The sequence below is a fragment of the Variovorax sp. 05T418 genome, assembly GCF_056396385.1.
Genome location: NZ_JBFTLJ010000003.1, coordinates 231,166 through 253,810, shown reverse-complemented (window position 1 = coordinate 253,810; position 22,645 = coordinate 231,166). Strand labels below are relative to the sequence as shown.

The 22,645-nt window shown below is 69.0% G+C and carries 28 protein-coding genes and 1 riboswitch; of the genes, 11 read left to right on the top strand and 17 right to left on the bottom strand.

All coding sequences use genetic code 11. From position 1 onward, the window contains the following. Nucleotides 1-23 precede the first annotated feature (23 nt). Nucleotides 24-509, bottom strand: coding sequence for an Lrp/AsnC family transcriptional regulator (locus AC1DMS_RS07175; protein WP_012746149.1), 486 nt, complete (start codon nt 507-509; stop codon nt 24-26). Nucleotides 510-648: 139 nt separating this feature from the next. Between AC1DMS_RS07175 and glmS the strand changes: the two genes are divergently transcribed. The 7 genes from glmS (at nt 649) to AC1DMS_RS07140 (ending at nt 6,712) form a co-directional block, all read left to right on the top strand. Continuing rightward, nucleotides 649-2,529 carry a glutamine--fructose-6-phosphate transaminase (isomerizing) gene (gene glmS, locus AC1DMS_RS07170; protein ID WP_018903607.1) on the top strand — a complete coding sequence of 627 codons (1,881 nt, stop codon included), beginning with the start codon at nt 649-651 and terminating at the stop codon, nt 2,527-2,529. Between the two features lie 115 nt (nt 2,530-2,644). After that, complete coding sequence (locus tag AC1DMS_RS07165; protein WP_062363116.1) at nt 2,645-4,240, top strand: Fic family protein; 1,596 nt, start codon at nt 2,645-2,647, stop codon at nt 4,238-4,240. A gap of 56 nt (nt 4,241-4,296) precedes the next feature. Next, a complete protein-coding gene (locus tag AC1DMS_RS07160) occupies nt 4,297-5,421 on the top strand; it encodes a 3-deoxy-7-phosphoheptulonate synthase (RefSeq protein WP_012746152.1) in 1,125 nt (374 codons plus the stop codon). An 8-nt stretch (nt 5,422-5,429) separates the two neighbouring features. Further along, complete coding sequence (locus AC1DMS_RS07155; protein ID WP_062363113.1) at nt 5,430-5,786, top strand: DUF2200 domain-containing protein; 357 nt, start codon at nt 5,430-5,432, stop codon at nt 5,784-5,786. A gap of 126 nt (nt 5,787-5,912) precedes the next feature. Further along, the gene (locus AC1DMS_RS07150; RefSeq protein WP_478180845.1) at nt 5,913-6,161 is read left to right on the top strand and encodes a GFA family protein; all 249 of its coding nucleotides are present in this window, start codon (nt 5,913-5,915) and stop codon (nt 6,159-6,161) included. Between the two features lie 10 nt (nt 6,162-6,171). After that, nucleotides 6,172-6,333 (top strand): hypothetical protein, encoded by a 162-nt coding sequence (locus AC1DMS_RS07145; RefSeq protein WP_478180836.1) that lies wholly within the window; start codon nt 6,172-6,174, stop codon nt 6,331-6,333. Nucleotides 6,334-6,391: 58 nt separating this feature from the next. Then, nucleotides 6,392-6,712, top strand: a complete 321-nt coding sequence (locus tag AC1DMS_RS07140; RefSeq protein WP_012746155.1) for a DUF2845 domain-containing protein — start codon at nt 6,392-6,394, stop codon at nt 6,710-6,712. A gap of 47 nt (nt 6,713-6,759) precedes the next feature. Here AC1DMS_RS07140 and AC1DMS_RS07135 read toward each other — a convergent pair whose 3' ends face one another. Together AC1DMS_RS07135 and AC1DMS_RS07130 are read right to left on the bottom strand one after the other, a co-directional pair. After that, complete coding sequence (locus tag AC1DMS_RS07135) at nt 6,760-7,050, bottom strand: DUF1330 domain-containing protein (protein ID WP_012746156.1); 291 nt, start codon at nt 7,048-7,050, stop codon at nt 6,760-6,762. Between the two features lie 56 nt (nt 7,051-7,106). Continuing rightward, on the bottom strand, nt 7,107-7,418 hold the full coding sequence (locus tag AC1DMS_RS07130) for a hypothetical protein (protein WP_012746157.1): 312 nt from the start codon (nt 7,416-7,418) through the stop codon (nt 7,107-7,109). 156 nt (nt 7,419-7,574) lie between these two features. Between AC1DMS_RS07130 and AC1DMS_RS07125 the strand changes: the two genes are divergently transcribed. The 4 genes from AC1DMS_RS07125 (at nt 7,575) to AC1DMS_RS07110 (ending at nt 11,453) form a co-directional block, all read left to right on the top strand. Further along, a complete protein-coding gene (locus tag AC1DMS_RS07125; RefSeq protein WP_012746158.1) occupies nt 7,575-7,853 on the top strand; it encodes a GIY-YIG nuclease family protein in 279 nt (92 codons plus the stop codon). Nucleotides 7,854-7,954: 101 nt separating this feature from the next. Then, nucleotides 7,955-9,196, top strand: coding sequence for a 3-methyl-2-oxobutanoate dehydrogenase (2-methylpropanoyl-transferring) subunit alpha (locus AC1DMS_RS07120; RefSeq protein WP_012746159.1), 1,242 nt, complete (start codon nt 7,955-7,957; stop codon nt 9,194-9,196). Nucleotides 9,197-9,200: 4 nt separating this feature from the next. Further along, on the top strand, nt 9,201-10,214 hold the full coding sequence (locus AC1DMS_RS07115; protein WP_012746160.1) for an alpha-ketoacid dehydrogenase subunit beta: 1,014 nt from the start codon (nt 9,201-9,203) through the stop codon (nt 10,212-10,214). Continuing rightward, nucleotides 10,215-11,453 (top strand): dihydrolipoamide acetyltransferase family protein, encoded by a 1,239-nt coding sequence (locus tag AC1DMS_RS07110; RefSeq protein WP_436299678.1) that lies wholly within the window; start codon nt 10,215-10,217, stop codon nt 11,451-11,453. 21 nt (nt 11,454-11,474) lie between these two features. Here the strand turns inward: AC1DMS_RS07110 and AC1DMS_RS07105 are convergent, their stop codons facing one another. The 14 genes from AC1DMS_RS07105 to AC1DMS_RS07040 form a co-directional block, all read right to left on the bottom strand. Beyond that, nucleotides 11,475-11,831: a (2Fe-2S) ferredoxin domain-containing protein gene (locus tag AC1DMS_RS07105; RefSeq protein WP_018903602.1), complete on the bottom strand. Its 357-nt coding sequence runs from the start codon at nt 11,829-11,831 to the stop codon at nt 11,475-11,477. Continuing rightward, on the bottom strand, nt 11,828-12,811 hold the full coding sequence (gene cobJ / locus AC1DMS_RS07100) for a precorrin-3B C(17)-methyltransferase (protein ID WP_012746163.1): 984 nt from the start codon (nt 12,809-12,811) through the stop codon (nt 11,828-11,830). The genes AC1DMS_RS07105 and cobJ overlap by 4 nt, the downstream gene beginning before the upstream one ends. Then, a complete protein-coding gene (locus AC1DMS_RS07095; protein WP_012746164.1) occupies nt 12,808-13,599 on the bottom strand; it encodes a CbtA family protein in 792 nt (263 codons plus the stop codon). Before AC1DMS_RS07095 ends, cobJ begins: the two co-directional genes overlap by 4 nt. 14 nt (nt 13,600-13,613) lie before the next feature. Continuing rightward, entirely contained in the window at nt 13,614-13,814 is a 201-nt protein-coding gene (locus AC1DMS_RS07090) for a CbtB domain-containing protein (RefSeq protein ID WP_012746165.1), read from the bottom strand. A gap of 37 nt (nt 13,815-13,851) precedes the next feature. Continuing rightward, nucleotides 13,852-14,256: a cobalamin biosynthesis protein gene (locus AC1DMS_RS07085; protein WP_012746166.1), complete on the bottom strand. Its 405-nt coding sequence runs from the start codon at nt 14,254-14,256 to the stop codon at nt 13,852-13,854. After that, nucleotides 14,253-14,990, bottom strand: coding sequence for a cobalamin biosynthesis central domain-containing protein (locus AC1DMS_RS07080; protein ID WP_436299679.1), 738 nt, complete (start codon nt 14,988-14,990; stop codon nt 14,253-14,255). The genes AC1DMS_RS07085 and AC1DMS_RS07080 overlap by 4 nt, the downstream gene beginning before the upstream one ends. Continuing rightward, nucleotides 14,980-15,777 carry a precorrin-2 C(20)-methyltransferase gene (cobI, locus tag AC1DMS_RS07075; RefSeq protein ID WP_012746168.1) on the bottom strand — a complete coding sequence of 266 codons (798 nt, stop codon included), beginning with the start codon at nt 15,775-15,777 and terminating at the stop codon, nt 14,980-14,982. Before cobI ends, AC1DMS_RS07080 begins: the two co-directional genes overlap by 11 nt. Beyond that, complete coding sequence (cbiE, locus tag AC1DMS_RS07070; protein WP_196230432.1) at nt 15,774-17,060, bottom strand: precorrin-6y C5,15-methyltransferase (decarboxylating) subunit CbiE; 1,287 nt, start codon at nt 17,058-17,060, stop codon at nt 15,774-15,776. Before cbiE ends, cobI begins: the two co-directional genes overlap by 4 nt. A 20-nt stretch (nt 17,061-17,080) precedes the next feature. Beyond that, entirely contained in the window at nt 17,081-18,178 is a 1,098-nt protein-coding gene (locus AC1DMS_RS07065) for a cobalt-precorrin-5B (C(1))-methyltransferase (RefSeq protein ID WP_012746170.1), read from the bottom strand. Beyond that, a complete protein-coding gene (locus AC1DMS_RS07060) occupies nt 18,175-18,864 on the bottom strand; it encodes a precorrin-8X methylmutase (protein WP_012746171.1) in 690 nt (229 codons plus the stop codon). Before AC1DMS_RS07060 ends, AC1DMS_RS07065 begins: the two co-directional genes overlap by 4 nt. Further along, a complete protein-coding gene (locus tag AC1DMS_RS07055; protein ID WP_028254132.1) occupies nt 18,861-19,802 on the bottom strand; it encodes a sirohydrochlorin chelatase in 942 nt (313 codons plus the stop codon). Before AC1DMS_RS07055 ends, AC1DMS_RS07060 begins: the two co-directional genes overlap by 4 nt. Continuing rightward, entirely contained in the window at nt 19,799-20,644 is an 846-nt protein-coding gene (gene cobM / locus AC1DMS_RS07050; protein WP_012746173.1) for a precorrin-4 C(11)-methyltransferase, read from the bottom strand. Before cobM ends, AC1DMS_RS07055 begins: the two co-directional genes overlap by 4 nt. A 159-nt stretch (nt 20,645-20,803) precedes the next feature. After that, nucleotides 20,804-21,067: riboswitch (cobalamin riboswitch) on the bottom strand. A gap of 159 nt (nt 21,068-21,226) precedes the next feature. Next, on the bottom strand, nt 21,227-21,526 hold the full coding sequence (locus tag AC1DMS_RS07045) for a hypothetical protein (protein ID WP_278877626.1): 300 nt from the start codon (nt 21,524-21,526) through the stop codon (nt 21,227-21,229). A gap of 96 nt (nt 21,527-21,622) precedes the next feature. Next, nucleotides 21,623-22,624 (bottom strand): tripartite tricarboxylate transporter substrate binding protein, encoded by a 1,002-nt coding sequence (locus AC1DMS_RS07040; RefSeq protein ID WP_012746175.1) that lies wholly within the window; start codon nt 22,622-22,624, stop codon nt 21,623-21,625. Between the last annotated feature and the right edge of the window lie 21 nt (nt 22,625-22,645).

Below are 22,645 nucleotides of genomic sequence, written 5' to 3'. Positions count from 1 at the left end.
CGAAGGGCGCCTGCCGTGGCGCCTCAGGGCGTGAGCGGCACCCTGGGATCGAACTTCGCGCGCTTCAGGCTGAAGAAGGCCTTGACGTTGCGCACATTGCCGTCGGCCGTGAACAGGCGCTGCGCCAGGGCGCTGTAGTCCGGCATGTCGCGCGCCGCCACCACCAGCACGAAGTCCGGCCCCGGCGAGACGCGCCAGCATTGCTGCACGGCGTCGTCGGCGATCACGCGGGCCTCGAAGGCATCGAGGGCCGCGGCGTCCTGCCGGTCCAGCGAAATCTCGACCACCGCCTGCAGGCCGTGGCCCAGCACCGCCGCAAGCCGGTCGGGCGAGAGCAGTGCGACCTGGCGCTCGATCAGCCGCTCCTGCCGCAGGCGTTGCACGCGGCGCAGGCAGGTGGGCGGCGAGATGCCGACCTCGGCGGCCAGCCGCTGGTTGGTCTGCGAGGCATCGCGCTGGAGCGCGTCGAGCAGGCGGAGGTCTATTGCATCGGGGGAAAATGGTTCCATATTCAATGGGATTATGGAATAAAAATCCAACTACCTGAGTCGATGAAAGAAAAGTTCGAAATCCATCGAATTTCGACCGCATATTTTTTCATCCGCTTCCTACCATCGAGCCTCTTCTCCAGATTAAAGGCAGCTCACCATGTGCGGCATCGTCGGCGCAGCGTCCCATCGCAACATCGTTCCGGTCCTGGTCCAGGGCCTGCAAAGGCTCGAATACCGCGGCTACGACTCCTGCGGCGTGGCGGTCCATGCGGGCGGCCTCACGCGGGCGCGCACCACCTCGCGCGTGGCGGACCTCGTCACGCAGGTGCGCGAAGACCATGTCGAAGGCCTGACCGGCATCGCCCACACGCGCTGGGCCACGCACGGCGCGCCTGCCGTGCACAACGCCCATCCGCACTTCAGCCACGGCCCGGGCGCCGACGCGCAGGGCGCGCGGCCAGGCCGCATCGCGCTGGTGCACAACGGCATCATCGAAAACCACGAAACCCTGCGCGCGGCGCTCGAGGCCAAGGGCTACGTGTTCGAGAGCCAGACCGACACCGAGGTCATCGCCCACCTCGTCGACAGCCTCTACGACGGCGACCTGTTCGAGGCCGTGAAGGCCGCGGTGCTGCAGCTGCACGGCGCCTATGCCATTGCCGTGATGTGCCGCGACGAGCCGCAGCGCGTGGTGGGTGCGCGCGCCGGCTCGCCGCTGATCCTGGGCGCGGGCAAGGAGGGCGGCGAGAACTTCCTCGCGAGCGACGCCATGGCGCTGGCCGGCGTGACCGACCAGATCGTCTATCTCGAGGAAGGCGACGTGGTCGACCTGCAGCCCGGCAAGTACTGGATCGTCGACCGCCACCACAAGCCCGTGCAGCGCCAGGTGCGCACCGTGCAGGCGCACAGCGGCGCGGCCGAGCTCGGCCCGTACCGCCACTACATGCAGAAGGAGATCTTCGAGCAGCCGCGCGCCATCGGCGACACGCTCGAGGGCGTGGCCGGCATCGTGCCCGAGCTGTTCGACGGCGTCGGGCAGGACGGCGCCACCGGTGCCAGCGCGCACCGCGTGTTCAAGGACATCGACAAGATCCTCATCCTGGCCTGCGGCACCAGCTACTACAGCGGCTGCACCGCCAAGTACTGGCTCGAGAGCATCGCGAAGATCTCGACGCAGGTCGAGATCGCGAGCGAATACCGCTACCGCGATTCGGTGCCCGATCCGAAGACGCTGGTGGTCACCATCAGCCAATCGGGCGAAACGGCCGACACGCTGGCCGCCTTGAAGCATGCGCGCTCGCTTGGCATGGAACAGACGCTGACCATCTGCAACGTGGCCACCAGCGCCATGGTGCGCGAATGCAAGCTGGCCTACATCACGCGCGCCGGGGTGGAAATTGGCGTGGCCTCGACCAAGGCCTTCACCACGCAGCTGGCCGGCCTGTTCCTGCTGACGCTCGCCATCGCGCAGACCAAGGGGCGCCTGAGCGAAGCCGACGAGGCGCGCTACCTGAAGGAGATGCGGCACCTGCCCGTCGCGCTGCAATCGGTGCTCGCGCTCGAGCCGCAGATCATCGGCTGGGCCGAAGACTTCGCGCGCAAGGACAACGCGCTGTTCCTCGGCCGCGGCCTGCACTATCCGATCGCGCTCGAAGGCGCGCTCAAGCTCAAGGAAGTGACCTACATCCACGCCGAGGCGTACGCCGCCGGCGAACTCAAGCACGGCCCGCTCGCGCTGGTGACCAGCGAGATGCCCGTGGTGGCCGTGGCGCCCAACGACACCCTGCTCGAAAAGCTCAAGAGCAACCTGCAGGAAGTGCGCGCGCGCGGCGGCGTGCTCTACGTGCTGGCCGACGGCGACACCAGGATCAAGGGCAGCGAAGGCCTGCACGTGATCCGCATGCCCGAGCACTACGGCGCGCTCTCGCCGCTGCTGCACGTGGTGCCGCTGCAGTTGCTGGCCTACCACACGGCCTGCGCGCGCGGCACCGATGTCGACAAGCCGCGCAACCTGGCAAAGAGCGTGACGGTGGAGTGAGTGTGGGCTTTGCAAGATAGTCTAGCAATGAATTTGCAATAAAATCTAGCAATCAACTGGCAAAAGAACCTGGCAATCGACTACCAGCTGCCGCCAGCAAAGCGAGACCCTGCACATGGCAACTCCCGTCGCCGTTCGTACAGCCACCCCGGCGCAGCGGCGGCTCGCCACCGCCCTGGAAGCACTGCGGACCTTGCAGGAGCAAGGCCGGAGTGTCTTCAATACGGGCGAGTTCTCTCGCGCGGATCGCGAAGCGTTGGTGGGCGCGGGGTTTCTCCAGCCGGTGATCCAGGGTTGGTACATGTCCGCCAGCCCTTCCGCCAAGGCTGGTGACACGACGCCGTGGATCGCGGGGATGAAGGACTTCATTGCCGCCTACTGCAACGCCCGATTCGGCTCCGACTGGTGCGTGTCGGCGGAATATTCGCTGAAACTGCACGCCGGGACGACCTTGCTGCCCAAGCAGGTCGTCGTGCATGCGCCACTGGGCAAGAACGGCGTGCTCGACTTGCCGAACGGGTTCTCGCTCATGGACTACCAGGCGAGGGATTTTCCAGCGGCCGACCGGCGCGACAGCGTCGGCAATCTCCGTACGATGACACTGGCCCAGGCGCTCCTGAAAGTGCCGGAGAACTTCTTCAGGGCCTCCGCCGAGGACGCGCAAGTCGCGCTGCTGTCCATCAGCGACGCGTCCGAGCTGAGCCGCGTGCTTGCGGAAGGCAACCACGGCACGGTTGCCGGCCGCCTCGCCGGTGCGTTCCGCGCGGTGGGCCGGGACGCGATCGCGGATGACATCGTCGGTTTCATGCGGGCCTTGGGCAATCAGGTCACCGAGGCCAATCCATTCGAAACCCCTCTGCGAATTGTTCCGGGCGACCGCATCGAGTCCCCCTATGTTTCCAGATTGCGGCTCATGTGGGCCTCGATGCGCGACGATGCGGCGAGCGCCTTCCCGCTGAAGGAGCCGGGCCGGCCTGACGACGTTGCCGCATACATGCGCGCGGTCGAAGACGCCTATGTCACCGATGCCTATCACTCGCTGTCCATCGAAGGCTACAGAGTCACGCCGGAACTGATTCGCCGCGTCGCGAACGGAGACTGGAACGAGGACATCCACGAGCAGGACCACCAATCCCGGGATGCGATGGCGGCGCACGGCTATTGGCTTGCGCACAACGAGGTCAAGGCGTCCATCCAGAGTATCTTCGCGGGCGCGAACGCCGGGAACGTTCTCAAGGGCGACCACGGTGCCTGGTTCCGGGCGATGTTCTCGCCCAGCGTGACCGCAGGCCTCCTCGCGGCATCGGATCTCGCGGGCTACCGGGGCCATCAGGTCTACATCCGCAACGCGCAGCACGTGCCGCCCCCGCGCGAAGCGGTGCGCGAGATGATGCCGGTCCTGTTCGAGTTGCTGCGCGACGAGCCCTCGGCCGCCGTGCGCGCGGTGCTGGGCCATTTCATGTTCGTCTTCATTCATCCATACATGGACGGCAATGGGCGGCTCGGGCGCTTCCTCATGAACGCCATGCTGGCCTCGGGCGGGTTCCCCTGGACGGTGTTGCGCCTCGAAGATCGCGATCGCTATATGGCCGCGCTGAACTCAGCAAGCGGCCAGGGCGACATCAAGCCCTTTGCGGCATTCATTGCACAGAGCCTGGGTGCGGCCAGCGGGGCGCAGGCCCGTTCGCCGCGAAGCGACCCGCGCGGTTAAGGTACTTGTGGAAGAGGACAATCCGCCAAGCTCCGTTCGAAACCACAGCCACCACCATGCCCCGCCTCGACGACCCTCTCCACGATGCCGAGATCGGCTCTCGCGACAGCACGCTCGACACCACCCGCATCGACGACGTGCGCATCGGCGCGGTCCGTCCGCTCATCACCCCTGCCTTGCTGCAGGAGCGCGTGCCCGTGCGCGACAACACGCTGGCGCTGGTCGAAGGCAGCCGCGCGGCCATCGCCGACGTGCTGCACGGCCGCGACGACCGGCTGGTCGTGGTGGTTGGGCCATGCTCCATCCATGACCACGACCAGGCCATCGAATACGCGCAGCGCCTGAAGACCGTCGCCGACTCGCTGCAGGACGACCTCCTGATCGTGATGCGTGCCTATTTCGAGAAGCCGCGCACCACCGTGGGCTGGAAGGGCTACATCAACGACCCGCACCTGGACGGCAGCTTCGCGATCAACGAAGGGCTGGAGCGCGCGCGGCGCCTGCTGCTCGAGCTGACCACGCTGGGCCTGCCGACCGGCACCGAGTTCCTCGACCTGCTGAGCCCGCAGTTCATTGCCGACCTGATCGCCTGGGGTGCCATCGGCGCCCGCACCACCGAGAGCCAGAGCCATCGGCAGCTGGCGTCGGGCCTGAGCTGCCCGGTGGGCTTCAAGAACGGCACCGACGGCAGCGTGAAGGTTGCGGCCGACGCGATCCTCGCAGCGCGTGCGCCGCATGCCTTCATGGGCATGACCAAGATGGGCATGGCGGCGATCTTCGAGACGCGCGGCAACGACGACTGCCATGTGATCCTGCGCGGCGGCAAGGCGCCCAACTATTCGGCCGCGGATGTGGCTTCGAGCTGCGAGGCGCTGCTGGCGAACGGCCTGCGGCCGCAGGTGATGATCGACGTGTCGCACGGCAACAGCAGCAAGCAGCACCAGCGGCAGATCGTGGTCGCCGAAGACGTGGCGGCGCAGATCGCGGCCGGCGAGCGGCGCATCACGGGCCTCATGATCGAGAGCCATCTCGAGGAAGGCCGGCAGGACCTGAAGCCCGGCGCGGCGCTGAAGCACGGCGTCTCGATCACCGATGCCTGCATCGGCTTTGCCCAGACGGTGCCGGTGCTCGAGGGCCTGGCGTCGGCGGTCAAGGCAAGGCGGCGCCTGCCGAAGGCTTGAGAGCGGCCATGCCTCAGCATCGAATTTTCGCGATGGCGTTTGCGAAGGTCTATCCGATGTACGTCCAGAAGGCCGAACGCAAGAACCGGACGAAGGAAGAAGTGGATCAGATCATTCGCTGGCTGACCGGCTATGACCAGGCGGGCCTCGCGCGGCAGATCGAACAGGGGAAGGATTTCGAGGCCTTCTTTGCGGAGGCTCCGGCCATGAATCCGAACAGCGCATTGATCAAGGGCGTGGTCTGCGGCGTCCGCGTCGAGGAAGTCGACGATCCGCTGATGCAGAAGATCCGCTACCTGGACAAGCTGGTCGACGAGCTCGCGAAGGGCAGGAAGATGGAGAAGATCCTCCGGCAGCAGGACTGACTGCCAGGCATTGCATCCCATGGCACCTTATCCGCGGCATTGGCACAGGAGGCGATCGGCGTGACGACTCGACGTGATGGAGGGTGCCTGTGCGGGGCCGTGCGCTTCGTCGCCCTGGGCGAGCCCATGCGCACCTTGCAATGCCACTGCAGGTTCTGCCAGCGGGTGACGGGTTCGACCTCATACGCGGAGTCGATGTATCCGGTGGACGCGGTCCAGTTCTCGGGCGAGCCGATGGCAAGGTACTCGCACAAATCGGAAAGCAGTTCGAGGCAGGTGCATGTCCACTTCTGCCCCCGATGCGGCACCACGCTCACGCTCACGTTCGAGCGCTGGCCCGAGTACCGCGGGATCTCTCGCGGGGGCGTTCGATGACCCGAATTCCGTGTCGATCAGCTCGCACATCTGGACCAGCTCGGCGCAGACGGGCGTCGTGCTTCCTGCCGGGATCGACTGCTTCCAGTTTGCCCGCGCGGACCTGGCCGGCTTGCCGCAGGCGCCTGCGCGCTTCGATGCACCGCGCATGGCGCGCACGGACAATGCCTGAGCTTCTCTCAAAAAGTTCTCACCCCCACCACTGGAGCCTTTGGCTCGCGGCGGCGTTCATGGCCATCCTTGTTCCGTCCGCCGAAGCTTCCCAGTCGATGGGCTGCAACGGTTCGCTCGTGGGCAAGGGCGATTCGCCCGTGTCGCTGCTTCAGAAATGCGGCGAGCCGATCTATCGCCAGAGCGTCTGCGTGCCGATGCTGCAGCTCGGCTGGATCGTGACGCCCTACCGCGCGGGCAGTCCCCAGGCGATTCTTGCGAACCAGTGCGTTCCCATGGAGGAATGGACATACGACCGCGGTCGCGGTGCATTCCTTGGCGTCGTGCGCATCTACAACGGCGCAATCGAATCCGTGCGCGACGGCGAGCGCAGCCGGTGAAAGCCAGGGCACCGGACATGCCCTGAGAGCCCGATCCCCTGGATGTCTCAGACCCCTTCGATGATCCGCAGGTCCCGTTCCGCGCCGTCGCCCAGCGCGTCAAGCGCGGCCTGGTAGTCGGGGCTGTCGTGCACGGCCCTGGCCTGCTCGACGCTGTCGAACTCGATCAGCACGGTGCGTTGGGACAGGCCGAACTCGTAGACCTCGGCGGGCAGGCCGCGCGCAAGAAAGCGGCCGCCGCCGGCGGTGATGGCCGGGCCGGCCAGTTTTGCGTAGGCCGCGAGTTTGTCGGCGTCGTTGACGGCACGGTACGCGCTGACCCAGTAGGCTTTTGCCATGGTGATTTCTTCTCTGTCTGTTGCTGAGCGCGCAATATAGCTCGCCCGCTGCGCCCTCAGTCCCACGCAGGAAGTTCGTGCAGCGCATCGTTGGGGTGGCCCACGACGTCGACGCCGGTGATGCCGGCGCCGCCCGGCAGGAGCTGGACATCGCAAACCACCTCCCAGGCATGGCTTTCGGTGCGCCGTGCAAGGCACACTTCCTCGCCGGCGGCGAGGAGCTCCACGCATTCGCCGATGCCGATGCGCCGTGCCGCGCCAAGCGCGAATTCGGTCGAGCCGAACTCCTGCTCCACCACCGGGTGAATCGCGACGAGATCGATCTTTCCGTCGCTGAAGTGAACAGCGGTAATTGCATGCTGGGCCATGTTCAACCTCCATTCGTGGAGAGCCCGACAGCGTTCCGGCAACCGCCGTGGGCGTGGGCTCGGCCACCCACTGTACGCCCGCAAATGCGCGTTCCCCTCGCCGCTTTGCCAAAGCCGACTCCAGCGAAGGGCGGCTGCGGCTGCACAATCCGCGCCATGCCCCGATCCCTGCCCGACCCCGATCCCGTGCCCTACTGGCTCTATCTCCTGGAGTGCGAAGGCGGCGTGTACTACGCAGGGATCGCGCTCGACGTGGAGCAGCGCTTCTTCCAGCATGTGTTCGGACTCGGCGCCAAGTTCACGCGCGCGCGTCCTCCGCTGCGCGTGCTTGCAGCGCGCGCCTATCCCGACAAGGGCGCCGCGCTGCGGGCGGAGATCAGGGTCAAGGCATTGCCCCGTGCGCGCAAGCTCGCTTTCTTCGACGCCGAGGACTGACGCGCCCGCAAGAAAAAATACGCGCTTGACCGGCTGCGCTCCCGCCTGAAATTCGCTAGGCTTTGCTGGCGAGCGATTCCATCGAGCGCGGAGACAACGCGATGAGCCAGGGCGTATCTCTTCGTCTGCATGTGCCGGAGCCCACCGGGCGGCCGGGGCATGAGACGGACTTTTCCTATCTCCACCTGTCGCGCGCCGGCGAGGTGCGAAAACCCCCGGTCGACGCGTCGCCGGCCGACACCAGCGACCTGGCCTACACACTGGTGCGCGTGCTCGACGACGAGGGCCGCGCAGTCGGCCCGTGGGCGCCCGAGGCCGACCCCGAGCTGCTGCGCCGCGGCCTGCGCGCGATGATGAAGACACGCGCCTTCGACGCCCGCATGCTGATCGCGCAGCGGCAGAAAAAAATATCGTTCTACATCCAGTGCCTTGGCGAAGAGGCCATTGCCACCGGCCACGCGCTGGTGCTGCAGCAGGGCGACATGTGCTTTCCCACCTACCGCCAGCAGGGCCTGCTGCTGGCGCGCGACGACGTGACGCTGCTCGAGCTGATCTGCGAGCTGATGTCCAACGAGCGCGATCCGCTCAAGGGACGGCAGCTGCCGGTGTGCTATTCGATGAAGCGGGCCGGCTTCTTCTCGATCTCGGGCAACCTGGCCACGCAGTTCATCCAGGCGGTGGGCTGGGGCATGGCCTCGGCGATCAAGGGCGACACGCGCATTGCCTCGGGATGGATCGGCGACGGCGCCACCGCCGAGTCGGACTTCCACACGGCGCTGACCTTCGCGCACGTGTACCGCGCGCCGGTGATCCTCAACGTGGTCAACAACCAGTGGGCGATCTCGACCTTCCAGGCGATTGCCGGCGGCGAGGCCACCACCTTCGCGGCGCGGGGCGTGGGCTGCGGCATCGCATCGCTGCGCGTCGACGGCAACGACTTTCTCGCGGTGCTGGCGGCCTCGCGCTGGGCCGCCGAGCGCGCCCGCAGCAACCTCGGGCCGACGCTGATCGAATGGGTGACCTATCGCGCCGGCGCGCACTCGACCTCGGACGATCCCTCGCGCTACCGTCCGGCCGACGACTGGGCGCATTTTCCGCTGGGCGATCCGATCCCGCGCCTGGCGCAGCACCTGAGGTCCATCGGCGCCTGGTCGCAGCAGGAGCACGAGCAGACGCAGGCCGACCTGGAGGCGCAGGTGAACACCGCGCTGAAGGAGGCCGAGCGCTTCGGCTCCATGGCCGACGGCCACGTCGCCGGCGCCGCGACCATGTTCGAGGACGTCTACAAGGAAATGCCCGAGCACCTGAAGCGGCAGCGCGAGCAGCTCGCGTCCGAGGGCTGACGCCATGGCCTCGATGACCATGATCCAGGCCCTGCGCTCCGCCATGGACGTGATGCTCGAGCGCGACGACAACGTGATCATCTATGGCCAGGACGTGGGCTACTTCGGCGGCGTGTTCCGCTGCACCGAAGGCCTGCAGGCCAAGTACGGCCGTTCGCGCGTGTTCGATGCGCCGATCAACGAGGGCGGCATCGTCGGCTCGGCCATCGGCATGGGCGCCTACGGCCTGCGCCCGGTGGTGGAAGTGCAGTTTGCCGACTACGTCTATCCGGCCTACGACCAGATCGTGTCCGAGGCGGCGCGCCTGCGCTACCGCTCGGCCGGCGACTTCACCGCGCCGATCACCATCCGCATGCCCTGCGGCGGCGGCATCTACGGCGGCCAGACGCACAGCCAGAGTCCCGAGGCGCTGTTCACGCACGTCTGCGGGCTGCGCACGGTGATGCCTTCCAATCCGCGCGATGCCAAGGGCCTCCTGATTGCCTCGATCGAGAACGACGACCCCGTCATCTTCCTGGAGCCCAAGCGGCTGTACAACGGCCCCTTCGACGGCCACCACGAGCGGCCGCTGGTGTCGTGGTCGGCGCATCCGCTCGGCGAGGTGCCCGAGGGCTACTACACGGTGCCGCTGGAGTCGGCCACCGTGTTCCGCCCCGGCGCCGACCTGACGGTGATCAGCTACGGCACCATGGTGTTCGTCTCGGAAGCGGCCGCACGCGAGACCGGCATCGATGCCGAGATCATCGACCTGCGCAGCCTGTGGCCGCTGGACCTGGAGACGCTGGTCGCCTCGGTGAAGAAGACCGGCCGCTGCGTGATCGTGCACGAGGCCACGCGCACCAACGGCTTCGGCGCCGAGCTGGTGGCGCTGGTGCAGGAGCATTGCTTCCACCACCTGGAGGCGCCGATCGAGCGCGTGGCCGGCTGGGACACGCCCTATCCGCATGCGCAGGAGTGGGCCTACTTTCCGGGGCCGGCGCGCGTCGGCGCGGCGATGCGCCGCGTCATGGAGAACTGAATGGCCACGCATGCAATCAAGGTGCCGGACCTTGGCGAAGGCATTGCCGAGGTGGAGCTGGTGGCGTGGCGCGTGCAGCCCGGCGACACGGTGGCGGAAGACCAGGTGCTGGCCGACGTGATGACCGACAAGGCCACCGTCGAGATTCCCTCGCCGGTCGCGGGTCGGGTGCTCGCGCTCGGCGGCGAAGTGGGGCAGCAGCTCGCGGTGGGCGCGGAGCTGATACGGATCGACGTGGAGGCGCAGGGTGAGGCGGTGCAGGTGCCGGCCGCGCACGCACGCGCGTCCGCGCCCGTGCCGGCACCTGCACCGGGGGTAGCAGCTGCGGCGACATCCGCTCCGGCCGTGCGCATATCCTCATCGGCCGGCAAGCCGCTCGCCGCACCCGCGGTGCGCCATCGCGCCGCGGTGCTCGGCATCGATCTGCAGCAGGTGCCGGGCAGCGCCGCGGACGGCCGCATCCTGCACGAGGACCTCGACGCCTGGCTGCTCCGCAGGCAGGGCGCGCAGGCGCCGGGCCCGCCGCGTTACGCGGAGCGCCACGACGAGGAGGCCGTGCCCGTGACCGGCGTGCGCCGCCGCATCGCGCAGCGCATGCAGGATGCGATGCGCCGCATCCCGCACTTCACCTACGTCGAGGAAGTCGACGTGACCGAGCTGGAGCTGCTGCGCGCGCGGCTCAACGAACGCTGGGGCAGCGAGCGGGCGCACCTGACGCTGCTGCCGCTGCTGGTGCGCGCCATCGTGCTGGCGGTGCCGCGCTTTCCGCAGGTCAATGCCCGCTTCGACGACGAGACCGGCGTGCTCACGCGCCACGGCGCAGTGCATGCCGGCATCGCGACCCAGACCGCCGTGGGCCTCATGGTGCCGGTACTGCGCCACGCCGAAGCGCGCGACCCCTGGTCCAGCGCAACCGAGATCGCGCGCCTGGCCGAGGCCGCGCGCGCGGGCCGCGCCACGCGCGACGAGCTGAGCGGCTCGACCATTACCGTCACCAGCCTCGGCGCGCTGGGCGGCATCGCGTCCACGCCGATCATCAATGCGCCCGAGGCGGCGATCGTCGGCGTCAACCGCATCGTGCAGCGCCCGGTGATGAAGGATGGCGCCGTGGTCGCGCGCCGCATGATGAACCTGTCATCCTCCTTCGACCACCGCGTGGTCGACGGCCAGCTGGCGGCCGAGTTCGTGCAGGCCGTGCGCGCCTCGCTCGAATGCCCGGCGCTGCTCTTTGTCGAATAGCCGGCGTGCGACTGCAGCGCCTCAGGCGTCCGTGTCTGGCGCGAGGCCCGGTCCCTGGTGGAACACCAGGTCTTCCACCACCACGCCGCCCACCAGGTGCTGCGACAGGATGCGGTCCATGTTCTCCGGCGTGACGTTGTAGTACCAGGTGCCGTCGGGCTGCACGCACATCACCGGCCCGCCCTTGCAGGCCGCGAAGCAGCCGACGCGGCTGCGCTTGACGCGCAGTGCACCCTCGTTCAGGCCCGCGGCCTTGAACTTGTCGCCCAGGCTGTCGAACAGGTCCTGCGAGGCGCCGTCGGGGCTGCAGCGCGGTCCCGTGCAGACCAGCAGGTGGCGCTTGTAGCCGCCGATCTTGGGCTTGACCACCTCGCTCATTCCTGCGTCTCCTCGAGCGGCGCGGCCGCGGGGCTTTCTTCTTCCTCGGCCGGTGCGGCCAGCACGGCCTCGATGTAATCGACGGGCAGGCGGTGCTGCGCCGCCAGCGCGGCGGCGCTCGCGCCTTCGGCATGGTCGGCGCGCAGGTTGGCCATCCAGCCCAGCAGGCCGGTCGACAGCGAGCGGCCTGGCTTCTCGCCGCTGCGCGTGTTGCCGCCATCGTCCAGGTCGTACTTGTTGGCATAGCCGCGCGGCGTGACCATGAGGCCGTGCTGCACGAAGGTGTGGCTGTTGCCGATGAGCACCGTCGTCAGCATGCCGATGTCGCACTCGCTCATGTGGGCGAGCGTGGTGAACTCGATGCGCTCGCGCCGGCGGTAGGCCGACTTGACCACCGCCACCGGCGTGTCCGGCCGCCGGTGCCGCAGGAAGAGCTGCTGCGCCTGCACGATCTGCTGGGTGCGCCGCCCGCTCTTCGGGTTGTAGAGAGCCACCACGAAGTCGGCCGCCGCCACCGCGTCGAGCCGCCGCGCGATCACGGGCCAGGGCGTGAGCAGGTCGCTCAGCGAGATCGAGCAGAAGTCGTGCGTGAGCGGCGCGCCCACCAGCGCCGCGCAGGCGTTGATGGCCGACGCGCCGGGCACCACCTCGACGGCGATGTCGGAGTCCGGCGTCCAGCCGGCCTGGAACAGCACCTCGTAGGTCGGGCCGGCCATGCCGTAGACGCCGGCATCGCCGCTGGAGATCAGCGCCACCTTCTTGCCCTCGCGGGCACATTCGAGCGCATTGACCGCGCGGTCGAGCTCCTCGGTCATGCCCTTGCGGATCACTTCCTTGCCCTCGAGCAGGTCGGCCACCAGCTTGATGTAGGTGCTGTAGCCGACCACCACGTCGGCTTCGGCGATCGCGGCCAGCGCGCGGCCCGTCATGTGGTCGTGGTGGCCGGGCCCGATGCCGACCAATGAAATCTTGCCGCTCATGGATTCACCTCCAGTGCCGGCGCGGTGCGCGAATTGCCGAACGCAGCGGCCAGCACCGGCCGCAGCCAGCGCTCGAAGGCCAGGCCGCAGGCCACGCCCGTCGAGGCCCAGAAGCTCAGCGAGATCCAGGTGGTCACCCAGATGAAGCGCGCATCGAGCGTCCGCAGCGCGGCCTGTGCCTCGGGCCCGAAGCCCGCGAAAGGATCGCCTGCGGCCTGCGGCGCACCCACCACGAAAGGCAGCGCGAGCCAGGCCGCAGCCGCGGGCCAGCGCAAGGCACTGCGCAGGCCCGCGAGCGAGATGCAGGCCAGCGCCGCGCCGGCTGCGGCCAGCACCCACCAGCCCTGGCGCGAACCCAGCCGGGCCGCATCCATGCCGGGGATCTCGGCCGGCAGCCCGAGCGACGGCCAGAAGTGAAAGCTCAGCCAGCCGGCGGCAGACACCAGCAGCGCCAGCGGCAGCGAGCGCATGCGCGTGCCGCGCCAGAGGCAGACGCCCATTGCCGCAAGCACCAGCAGCGCCATACTGAAGGCATGCAGCATGTTGGCGACCCAGCTCCAGAAGCTGCGCTCGGCGCCGTCCTCGGGCTGCCATTGAACTTCATCCGCGGCAGCGCCGTGGGCATGCGCCGCGTCATGGCCGTGGCCTGCAGGCGCGGCCTTCTGCGATTCGTAGCTTTCGGCCGCCTGGATGATCGGCGTGGCCTGCCACTGCTGCACGCCGGTCTGCACGCTGCCCACCAGCACGGCCGCCGCCAGCGCGGACCAGATCAGTCGTTGGAAGATCATGGGACGCTCCGCGCTCAGTGGCAGGGCTTGACCGTGACGTGGCGCACGTCGTGCGCGGCGTTGTGCGCGAGCGGGCTTTCGGCAAAGGCGACGCCGTACAGGACGAACAGGCCCAGCGCTGCGGCGCCGGCCAATTGCAGCAGCAGGCTGCGCGCCGTGCCGGCATGGGCGAAGCCGCCGGTGTGGGAAGTGGTGTGCGTGGAGGAGGCGTTCATTGCGGGTTCCATTCGAGAGAGTGAGGGTTGGAGTTCATCAGGACATGCGCGCGATCGAGACCGTCGCGTGGCGCCCGTCGGCGCCGCGGTGCTTGTGCTTGGGGACGACCAGCGCCGCCATCGGCAGGCCGCCGCCGGCCAGCAGCGCGGCCGCCTCGCTGACCGAAGGCGTGCCGGTGTGGCGGCGCACCGTTTCCGACGGATGCGGCACGGGCACTTCTGCCAGCTGCGCGGCAGAGTAGAAGCGCAACGCCCAGCCGTGGGCCGCGGCCAGTGCCAGCAGGCCCGGTTCGTCGGCCTTCAGGTCGATGCTGGCTGCCGCCGCCACCTGCGCGAGCTGCGTGCCGATGCCGGCCAGCGCTTCGTCGATCGCCTGCTGCAGCGTGGCCTGCGGCGTGCCGCGGTCGCAGCCCAGGCCGATGGCGTAGCGCACGGTGCTCATAGCGGCGGCCGATAGACGACGAGCCGCTCGGCCAGCGCGCTCCAGCGTTCGGCGCTGACTTCGGCCTGCGTGATCCACAGCACGGCCTTGAAGCGCGCGAGGTCGACCTCGTCGAAGCGCGCGAAGCGGTGGATGTTGGCGGGCAGGGGCGTGGGGCGGGTCCACCAGCCGGCGCTGCCCGCTTCCTGCACCACCGCAATCGGCTCGCCGTTCACCACATGGGCCGAGACGCGCGTGATGTTGATCTTGGGTGCCTCCACCTTCCAGCCGAGCTCGCGGCCGAGGATGTCGACCGGAATCGTCTTGCCCACGTCCGACGCGGTGGTCAGCATCGGCGTGGCGCCCAGCAGCGAAGCGACCTGCTCGGCCATCGCGTTGGCGCCACCCACGTGGCCCGAGAGCACCGGAATCACGAACTGCGCGGCGTCGTCCACCACCAGCACGCCCGGGTCCTCGTCCTTGCTCTTGAGGTGCGGCGCGATCAGCCGCACCACGGCACCGAGCGAGACGAAGAACACGACCTGGTCGAAGTCCGCGAACAGCGCTGCGATCTCGTTGCGGAAGGCGCCCGCGTAGGCGCGCACCGGGTTGGGCAAGCCGGCCATGAGCGGCGCGAACTTGTCCGCCACGCACACGCTGGCCTCCGGCAGCTGGCGGGCCAGGCCGGCGGCCTGCTGCGCGCCATGTTTGGTGATGGCCACAAGCACCACACGGGGTGCGGCTTCATTCGTCATTCGGGTTGTCCTCTTCGATTTCGGTGCTGGTCTTCTTGCGGCAGCCGCGCACCAGTTCGCCGCGTTCGCGGCCGGGGTTCTTCACCAGCAGCAGCGACAAGTAGTTGACCTTGCTGCCCTTCAGGCTGGCCACGTCGTGCACGATGCGTTCGACCGGCGAGCCGGCCTTTTCGATGAAGCGGCTGTGCGCGAGCAGGCCGCGCCGCGCCAGCAGGTCGATCAGGTCGTCGAGCAGCGGCTTGACCTTCATGAGCACCAGCGTGTCGAAGTCGTCCAGCATCTTCTCGACCGCCGCAATGCCGTAGGCCGCCGGCACGATGGCCACGGTGTCGTCCTGCTCCGAGAGCGGCAGCTGCAGGCGTGCGCAGGCCGCGTTGAACGAGGTGACGCCGGGCACCACGTCGATGCGCGCGGCCGGGTCGAGCTCGCGCAGCACGCGCGCCAGGTAGCAGAAGCTCGCGTAGGTGGAGGCATCGCCCTCGACCAGGAACAGCACGTCCTGCCCGGTGGCCAGCAGCGCCTGCACGGTCTCCGCGGCCTTCAGCCAGTGGCGCGCGAGCTTCTCGGCGTCGTGGGTCATCGGGAACAGCAGCGCCTGGTGCTGCGCGGGCGCCGACAGGCCGGCGCGCAGCGCGATGTCGAGCGCGTAGCTTTCCTTGCGCAGGCTGCGCACCGGGTAGGTCCAGACCGCATCGGCGCGCGTCAGCAGGGACCAGGCGCGGCGCGTGATCAGGTCCGGATCGCCCGGGCCGAGCGATACGCCGTGGAGCATGCCGGGTGCCGTCATGCCACACCGCCTGCTTGCGCACAGACCAGCCACACCGGGTTCTCGGCCGCGAGCCGGTGCATGTGCAGGATCGGCTTGCTGCGCGAGGCCTGCAGCTGCAGCACGTCCCAGGCCGCGCCCTGCGCCTTGAGAGCCTCGACCGCAGCCGCGAGGTTCTCGATGGTCACGAAGTTCATCACCAGCCAGCCGCCCGGCCGCAGGCGCCGCAGCACCAGCGCGATGAGCTCTGCCAGCTCGCCGCCGGAGCCGCCGATGAAGACCGCATCCGGATCGGCCCAGGCCGCCAGGCCCTCGGGCGCCTTGCCGTGCACCAGGCTGTGGTTGCTGATGCCCATGGCCTGGCGGTTGCGCGCGACGATGGCGCTGTCGTCCGCGTTCTTCTCGATCGCGTAGACATGGCCGCGCCAGCACAGCCGCGCGGCCTCCAGCCCGACCGAGCCGGAGCCCGCGCCGATGTCCCACACCACGCTGTCGGCGCGCAGCTGCATGCGCGCGAGCGAGACGGCGCGCACCTCGTTCTTGGTGATCAGGCCCTTCTCGGGATGGCGCTGCTCGAAGCTCGCATCCGGCAAGCCGAACAGCACCTGCGGCGCGCGCAGCCGCGTGCGCCAGAGCAGCACCACGTTCGGATCGGCAAACCGCATCTGCGCCGCGGCCGTGATGCGCATGCCGCTGACCACGCGCTCCTCGGGCTGGCACAGGCGCTCGGCCACGGCCATCTCGAAATCGTCGGCCAGGCCTTCGGCCACCAGCATGCGCGCGATGCGGTCGGGCGTGTTGTCGGGGCTGGTGAGCACGGCCAGCCGGTCGTGCTGGCGGATGTCGCGCAGCAGCGCATAGAGGCCGTGCGCGGGCGGCGAGCCGGGGAGCCAGTCGCCCGCATCCTTCGCATGCACGGAGGCAAACTTCATCTCCTGCCACGGCAGGCCGAGCCGCGCGCAGGCCAGCTGCAGCGTCGATACGTTCGGAATGACCTCGATCGCCTCGATGCACAGGCGCGCGGCCAGGAAGGCCGCAATGCCATGGCACAGCGGATCGCCGGTGGCCAGCACGACCACGCGGCGCTCTTCGGCCTGCGCGGCGCGGATCCATTCGGGCACCTGCGACAGCGCGCCCGTGAGATCGCGCTGCACCGCGCCGGGCGCGATGTGCGGCGCGAACAGCGCCAGCGTGCGCGCGGCGCCGATCACCAGTTGCGCCTTTTGCAGGTGGGCCATCGCGCCGCGCCCGAGGCTCGCATCGCCGTCGTCCAGCACGCCGAGGATGCGGCATTTGTTGGTCATGTTGTTGTTCTCGCTGTCGTTCACGGGGCCTCCGCGATCTTTCGGCCTTCGAAGTCGCAGACCAGCACCTTCAGTTCGAACTGGTCGGGGTAGCGCGTGCGCAGCGTCTGGATGACGCGCTGCGCGAGCGCCGTGTGAAAGGCGGTGCCGAGCCCGAGCGCGTCCATGCGCTCGCCGGCATAGCGCGCGGTCTCGTTGCCGCGGATCGCATCGCACACATCGGGCGGCGCGCCGAGTCCGGCGGCCAGGTCGGCCAGCAGGCCGGTGTCGACCTCGGCCCGGCCGGCGTGGGTGATGGTCTCGCCCTGCGCGATCTTGGTGAGCTTGCCGACCATGCCGCCGATCACCACCTTCCGGATTCCGGCCTTGACCGCGGCGCCCATCGCGTAGCGCAGGAAGTCGCCCATCTGCACGAAGGCCGGCTCGGGCAGCTCCGGCATTTCGGCCATCACGAATTTCTCGGTGCGCCCGCCGGTCGTGAGCACGACCACGCCATGGCCCAGCGTGCCCGCCACCTGCACGCCCTGCACCACGCTCGCGCGGTAGGCGGCGGTGGAATACGGCTTGACGATGCCGGTGGTGCCGAGGATCGAAATGCCGCCGAGGATGCCCAGGCGCGCATTGAGCGTCTTCTTGGCCATCTCCTCGCCCTGCGGCACGGAGATCGCGACTTCGAGGCCGACCTCGTCGAGCAGCGCCGCGCCCACCGCGCGCACGTTCGCCTCGATGTTGCGGCGCGGCACCGGGTTGATGGCCGGCCCGCCCACGGCGAGCCCGAGGCCCGGCATGGTGACGGTGCCCACGCCGGTGCCGCCGGCCAGCACCACCTGGCCCGCCAGATCGGGCAGCAGGCGCACGTCGGCCGTGAGATGGGCCTTGTCGGTGCAGTCGGGGTCGTCGCCGGCGTCCTTGATGACCATGGCGTGCGCGCTCGCGCTGTCGACGCGGCCATCGTGTACCGCGAAGCGCACGAGATCACCGTTGGGCAGCAGGCACTCGACGTGGTCGGGCACCTGGCCCGTGACCAGGCCGATCACCGCCGCGCGCGCCGCCGCGGCCGAACACGCACCGGTCGTGAAACCGGTGCGGGTGCCGCGGGGCGCGCCCTTGTCCATCATGCGGCGTGTTCGCGCGCCTCGGCCAGGCCCAGCAGCGCGTGGATCGCGGCCACCACCAGCGTGGAGCCGCCCTTGCGCCCGCGGATCACGATCCAGGGCACCTCGTCTTCGAGCGCGGCCAGGTCCTTCGATTCGGCCGCCGACACGAAGCCCACCGGCATGCCCACCACCAGCGCGGGGCGCGCGCCCTCTTCGCGGATCAGCCGCACGATCTCGATCAGCGCGGTCGGTGCATTGCCGATGCCGACGATCGCGCCGTCGACCAGCCCGAGCCGGTGCGCCTTGCGCATGGCCTGCACCGCGCGCGTGGTGCCTTCGGCCATCGCCTGCGAGATCACGTCCGGGTCGCTGATGAACTGGTGAGTGCCCATGCCGAAGTGCGCGAGGCGCGGCGCCGAGAGGCCGACGCAGATCATCTCGACATCGGCCAGCACGCGGCTGGCGCGCGAGCGGATGGCGGCAATGGCGGCGTCGACTGCCTCCGGGTGGAAGTCGGTCAGGCCGTTGAAGTCGAAGTCGGCGTTCGCATGGATCATGCGGCGCACCACGGGCCACTGGTCGGCTGTGTAGGCATGCGAGGCCACCTCGCGGTCGATCACCGCGAAGGAGTCGTGCTCGATGGCGCGGCCCGCCGCGGTGAGCTGCTCGGTGACGACGTTGGCCGCCGGGGCGTGCGTCGGCTTCATCGCAGCGCCGGCACCGCGTCGTGCGCATGGACGTGGCCATGCGCGTGGTCGTGATCGTGGTCGTGATCGTGGTCGTGGTCGTGGCCGTGCGCCGCCGCATCGCCATGGTGGTGGCCGCCCAGCCCGTGCTCCACCGCAAAGTCGCGGAACTTGCAGCCGTCGCAAGGCATGAGCGCGGCCGGCGCGCCGCGCCGCAGGTCGTCCACGCGCTGTTCGAGCAGCGCGAAGATCTCGGGCTCGAAGCCGAAGTAGCGCGTGGAAACGAAACGGATCGTCGGGTACTGCGCCTTCAGGTGCTCGACCTGGCGCGCGATGCGTTCGACCAGCGTGCCGTTGAACAGGTAGTAGGGCAGCACCACCACCTGCTTCATGCCCAGCAGGCCCTGGCGCTGCACGGCCTTCTCCAGGCGCGGGTAGGTGATGCCGGTGAAGGCAAGGTCGACCAGCTCGTGGTCGGTCTCCTCCATCAGCCAGCGCGCCATCTTGGCCATGTCGCCATTGGCCTGGCGGTCCGACGAACCCCGGCCCAGGATCACCACGCCGGTGGTGGTCGGGTCGGGCATGTCGAGCGCCTGCATCGCGTCCTTGAGGCGGCGCTTGAGGATCGCGAGGATCGGATCGCAGGCCGTGAGGTGCGGCGCGTAGAGGAACTGCACCATCGGGTACTTGAGCCGGGCGCCGTCGATGGCCTGCGGCACGTCCATCTTCACGTGGCCCGCGGCATTGAGGATGAGCGGCACCACGATCACGCGCCGCGCGCTCTCGGCCGCGCGGCGCAGGCCCTCGCTCATCGTGATCTCGGAGAACTCGATGAAGCAGACCTCGATGCGCCAGCCCGGCTGCCGCTCGCGCCATTGCGCGGCAAAGGCCTCGATCTCGTCGTTGCCGGATTTTTCGCGCGAGCCGTGGCCCACCAGCAGAATGGTTTCGGAGTTCATGGGAGTTCCTGGCGCAGGGTTTGGACGGGAACGCTCGCGCGCCGGAAGCGGTGCGTGAAGCTCGCGTCGTAGAGCTTGGATTTGGCGAGCGTGGTCCACTGCCGCGCGCCCAGCGTGGGGCTGGCGATGATCATCGACTGGCTCGCGATGCGGGCCTCGCGGCACAGCGCCTGGATGGTCGCGACCGTGCCGCGCACGATCTTCTCTTCGCCCGGCCAGCTTGCCTTGTGAACCACCACCACGGGCGCATCGGGCGACCAGCCGGCGGCCGTGAGCGCGGCCGTGACCTTGCCCATCAGGGTGATGCTCAGGAAGATGCACAGCGTGCTGTGGTGCGCGGCGAGCGCCTCGAGCGACTCGCCCTCGGGCATGGGCGTGCGGCCTTCGACGCGCGTGAAGATCACGGTCTGCGTGACCTCGGGCAGCGTGAGGCTTTCCACCGCCGCCGCCGCCGAGGCCATGGCGGAGGACACGCCCGGCACCACGCCGATCGGCACGCCCGCCGCATCCAGCGGCTGCACCAGCTCGATCAGTGCGCCGTACAGGCCCGGGTCGCCGGTCTGCAGGCGCACCACGGTCTCGCAGCGCGCGGCCTGCGCGATCAGCCAGGCCGACATCTGCTCGAGCGTCATGTCCTTGCTGTCGGCAATGGCGCAGTCCGGCCGCGCCCAGCGCATGGCGGTTTCGCTCACGAGCGAGCCCGCGAACAGGATCGCCCCGGCGCGCTCGACGAGGCCGCGGCCCTTGACGGTGATGAGTTCCGGATCGCCCGGGCCCGCACCGACGAACCACACGGTTCCCGGCGTCGGCGCACTGCCTGGAGCGATGGCTCGCTCGTTCATGATGATGATTCCTCCGCGCCCGCCGCGCGATAGATGGTCGGTACGACCGGGCGGGGGGAGAGAAATCGGAGGGGCGCCAGTGGATGCGGTTCCGGCGGATGCACACCTGCATCGAGCCGGACGCCATGCGCCGCCCGCCGATCCTCGCCCACCGCAAGGTCATGCGCTGGTCGTCAGGCCGGTCTCCGGGCTCACGAGCGCAGAGCCATCGGCTCTGCAGCAAGACCACCTTCCCATGCCGTTCGCGGCACAGTGGCGCGGGACCGAATCCCGGGGTCTTGCTTCTTGACTCGTTTACCGTTGCGGGGGCAGCGTCGGCATTGCGCGGTGTTCTCTCCACCGCCGCGCACCGACTTCCCGTTTCACCCTGGCCACCCCGCCGTTTACACGGGGCGCCAGGACACCTGACAACGCGCGCAAAGTGTATCAGCCGCTTGCGGCGGGGCGGCGGGCGATCACCTGTCCAGGCCGAGACGCCCGCGCAGTTCCTTGCGGGCCGCGGCGAAATCGCCCTGGTACGCGGGGTTGTTCTGGATCAGAACAGCCGCGCGTCGGCATGGCTCCCGGGTCTGTGTGGGCAGATCAGCGGGCCGGCCGCAGCCGCAGGCCAACCAGGAGTTCGTTGTAGGACGCGGTCACTGCGGCGTTGCCAGGCAGGTAGCGTTCGAGCGCGGCGCCCAGCTCGTCCTGCTCCGAATGGTTCAGCTCGCTCGCCACGCGCCTGAACTCGGCGTGGTAGCAGGGCAGCATCAACGCCGCCGTGAGCGCGTGGACGTCGTTGCCGCGCGCAAGGCGCTCGTTGCACGCCGCGATGCTTCGATAGATGCCGAGCGCCTGCGCGACGCGGTCGTTCTTGCTGCTGTTCCTGCTGTTGCTGCTCATCGCCGGCTCCTTGTGGCGCGCCGTGGTTGGCGCCGCAAGGCAACTCTAGGGACTGGCGAGCGCAGCGGAGAGTAACAAGATCGTCGTGAATCCGGCCTACTCGACCGCGACCTTCCCCTCCTTGACCAGCCTCGCGAACTTCGCCGTCTCCTCGCGGATGCGGGCCGCCATCTCGGCGGAGCTGTCGCCGATCGGGTCGGCGCCGATCGCGCGCATCCGCTCGGCGAACTCCGGCGACTTGATGATCCTGGCCATCTCGATGTGGAGCTTTGCGGTGATGTCCTTCGGCGTTCCGGCCGGCGCGAGCACGCCGAACCAGGTGCCGATGTCGAAGCCCTTGAGCCCGGCCTCCTCGAGCGTCGGCACCTCGGGCAGTACGGCGGAACGCTTGGCGGTGGTGACGGCCAGCGCGCGCAGCTTGCCGCCCTTGATGTGCTGCAGCACGGGCGTGATGGTGTCGAAGGACATGTCCACCTGCCCGCCCAGCAGGTCGGTGGTGAGCGGACCGCTGCCCTTGTACGGCACGTGCAGCAGCTTGACGCCGGTGCTGGCCTGGAACTGGGTGCCGATCAGGTGTTGCGCCGTGCCGTTGCCGTTGGAGCCGTAGGCCAGCTCCTTCGGCGACGCCTTGGCAAGCGCGACCAGCTCGGCCACCGACTTGGCCGGCGTGAGCGAGGCATTGACCACCAGCACGTTCGGCACCATCGCCACCGTGGTGATCGGCGCGAAGTCTTTCTGGAAGTCGTAGGGCAGCTTCTTGTAGACGCTGGTCGCGATGGTGTGGTGCACCGCGCCCATCAGCAGCGTGTAGCCATCGGGCCTGGCCTTGGCGACGTAGTCGGCGCCGAGCGTGGCGCCGGCGCCCGGCTTGCTTTCCACGATCACGGGCTGGCCCAGGGCCTTGGACAGCGCATCGGCGAGCGCGCGGGCCAGCACGTCGGTGGTGCCGCCGGAAGGAAAGGGCACGACCAGGCTGATCGGCTTGGCCGGCCACGGCTCCTGGGCAGTGGCCCAGGGCGCGATGCAAAGGCCGAGGGCCGCCAGGGCGGTTCCCGCGAGGGCGCGGCGGCGCCCGATGGCGAATGGTTGCTTCAACATGTCTTTGTCTCCTGGCTGACG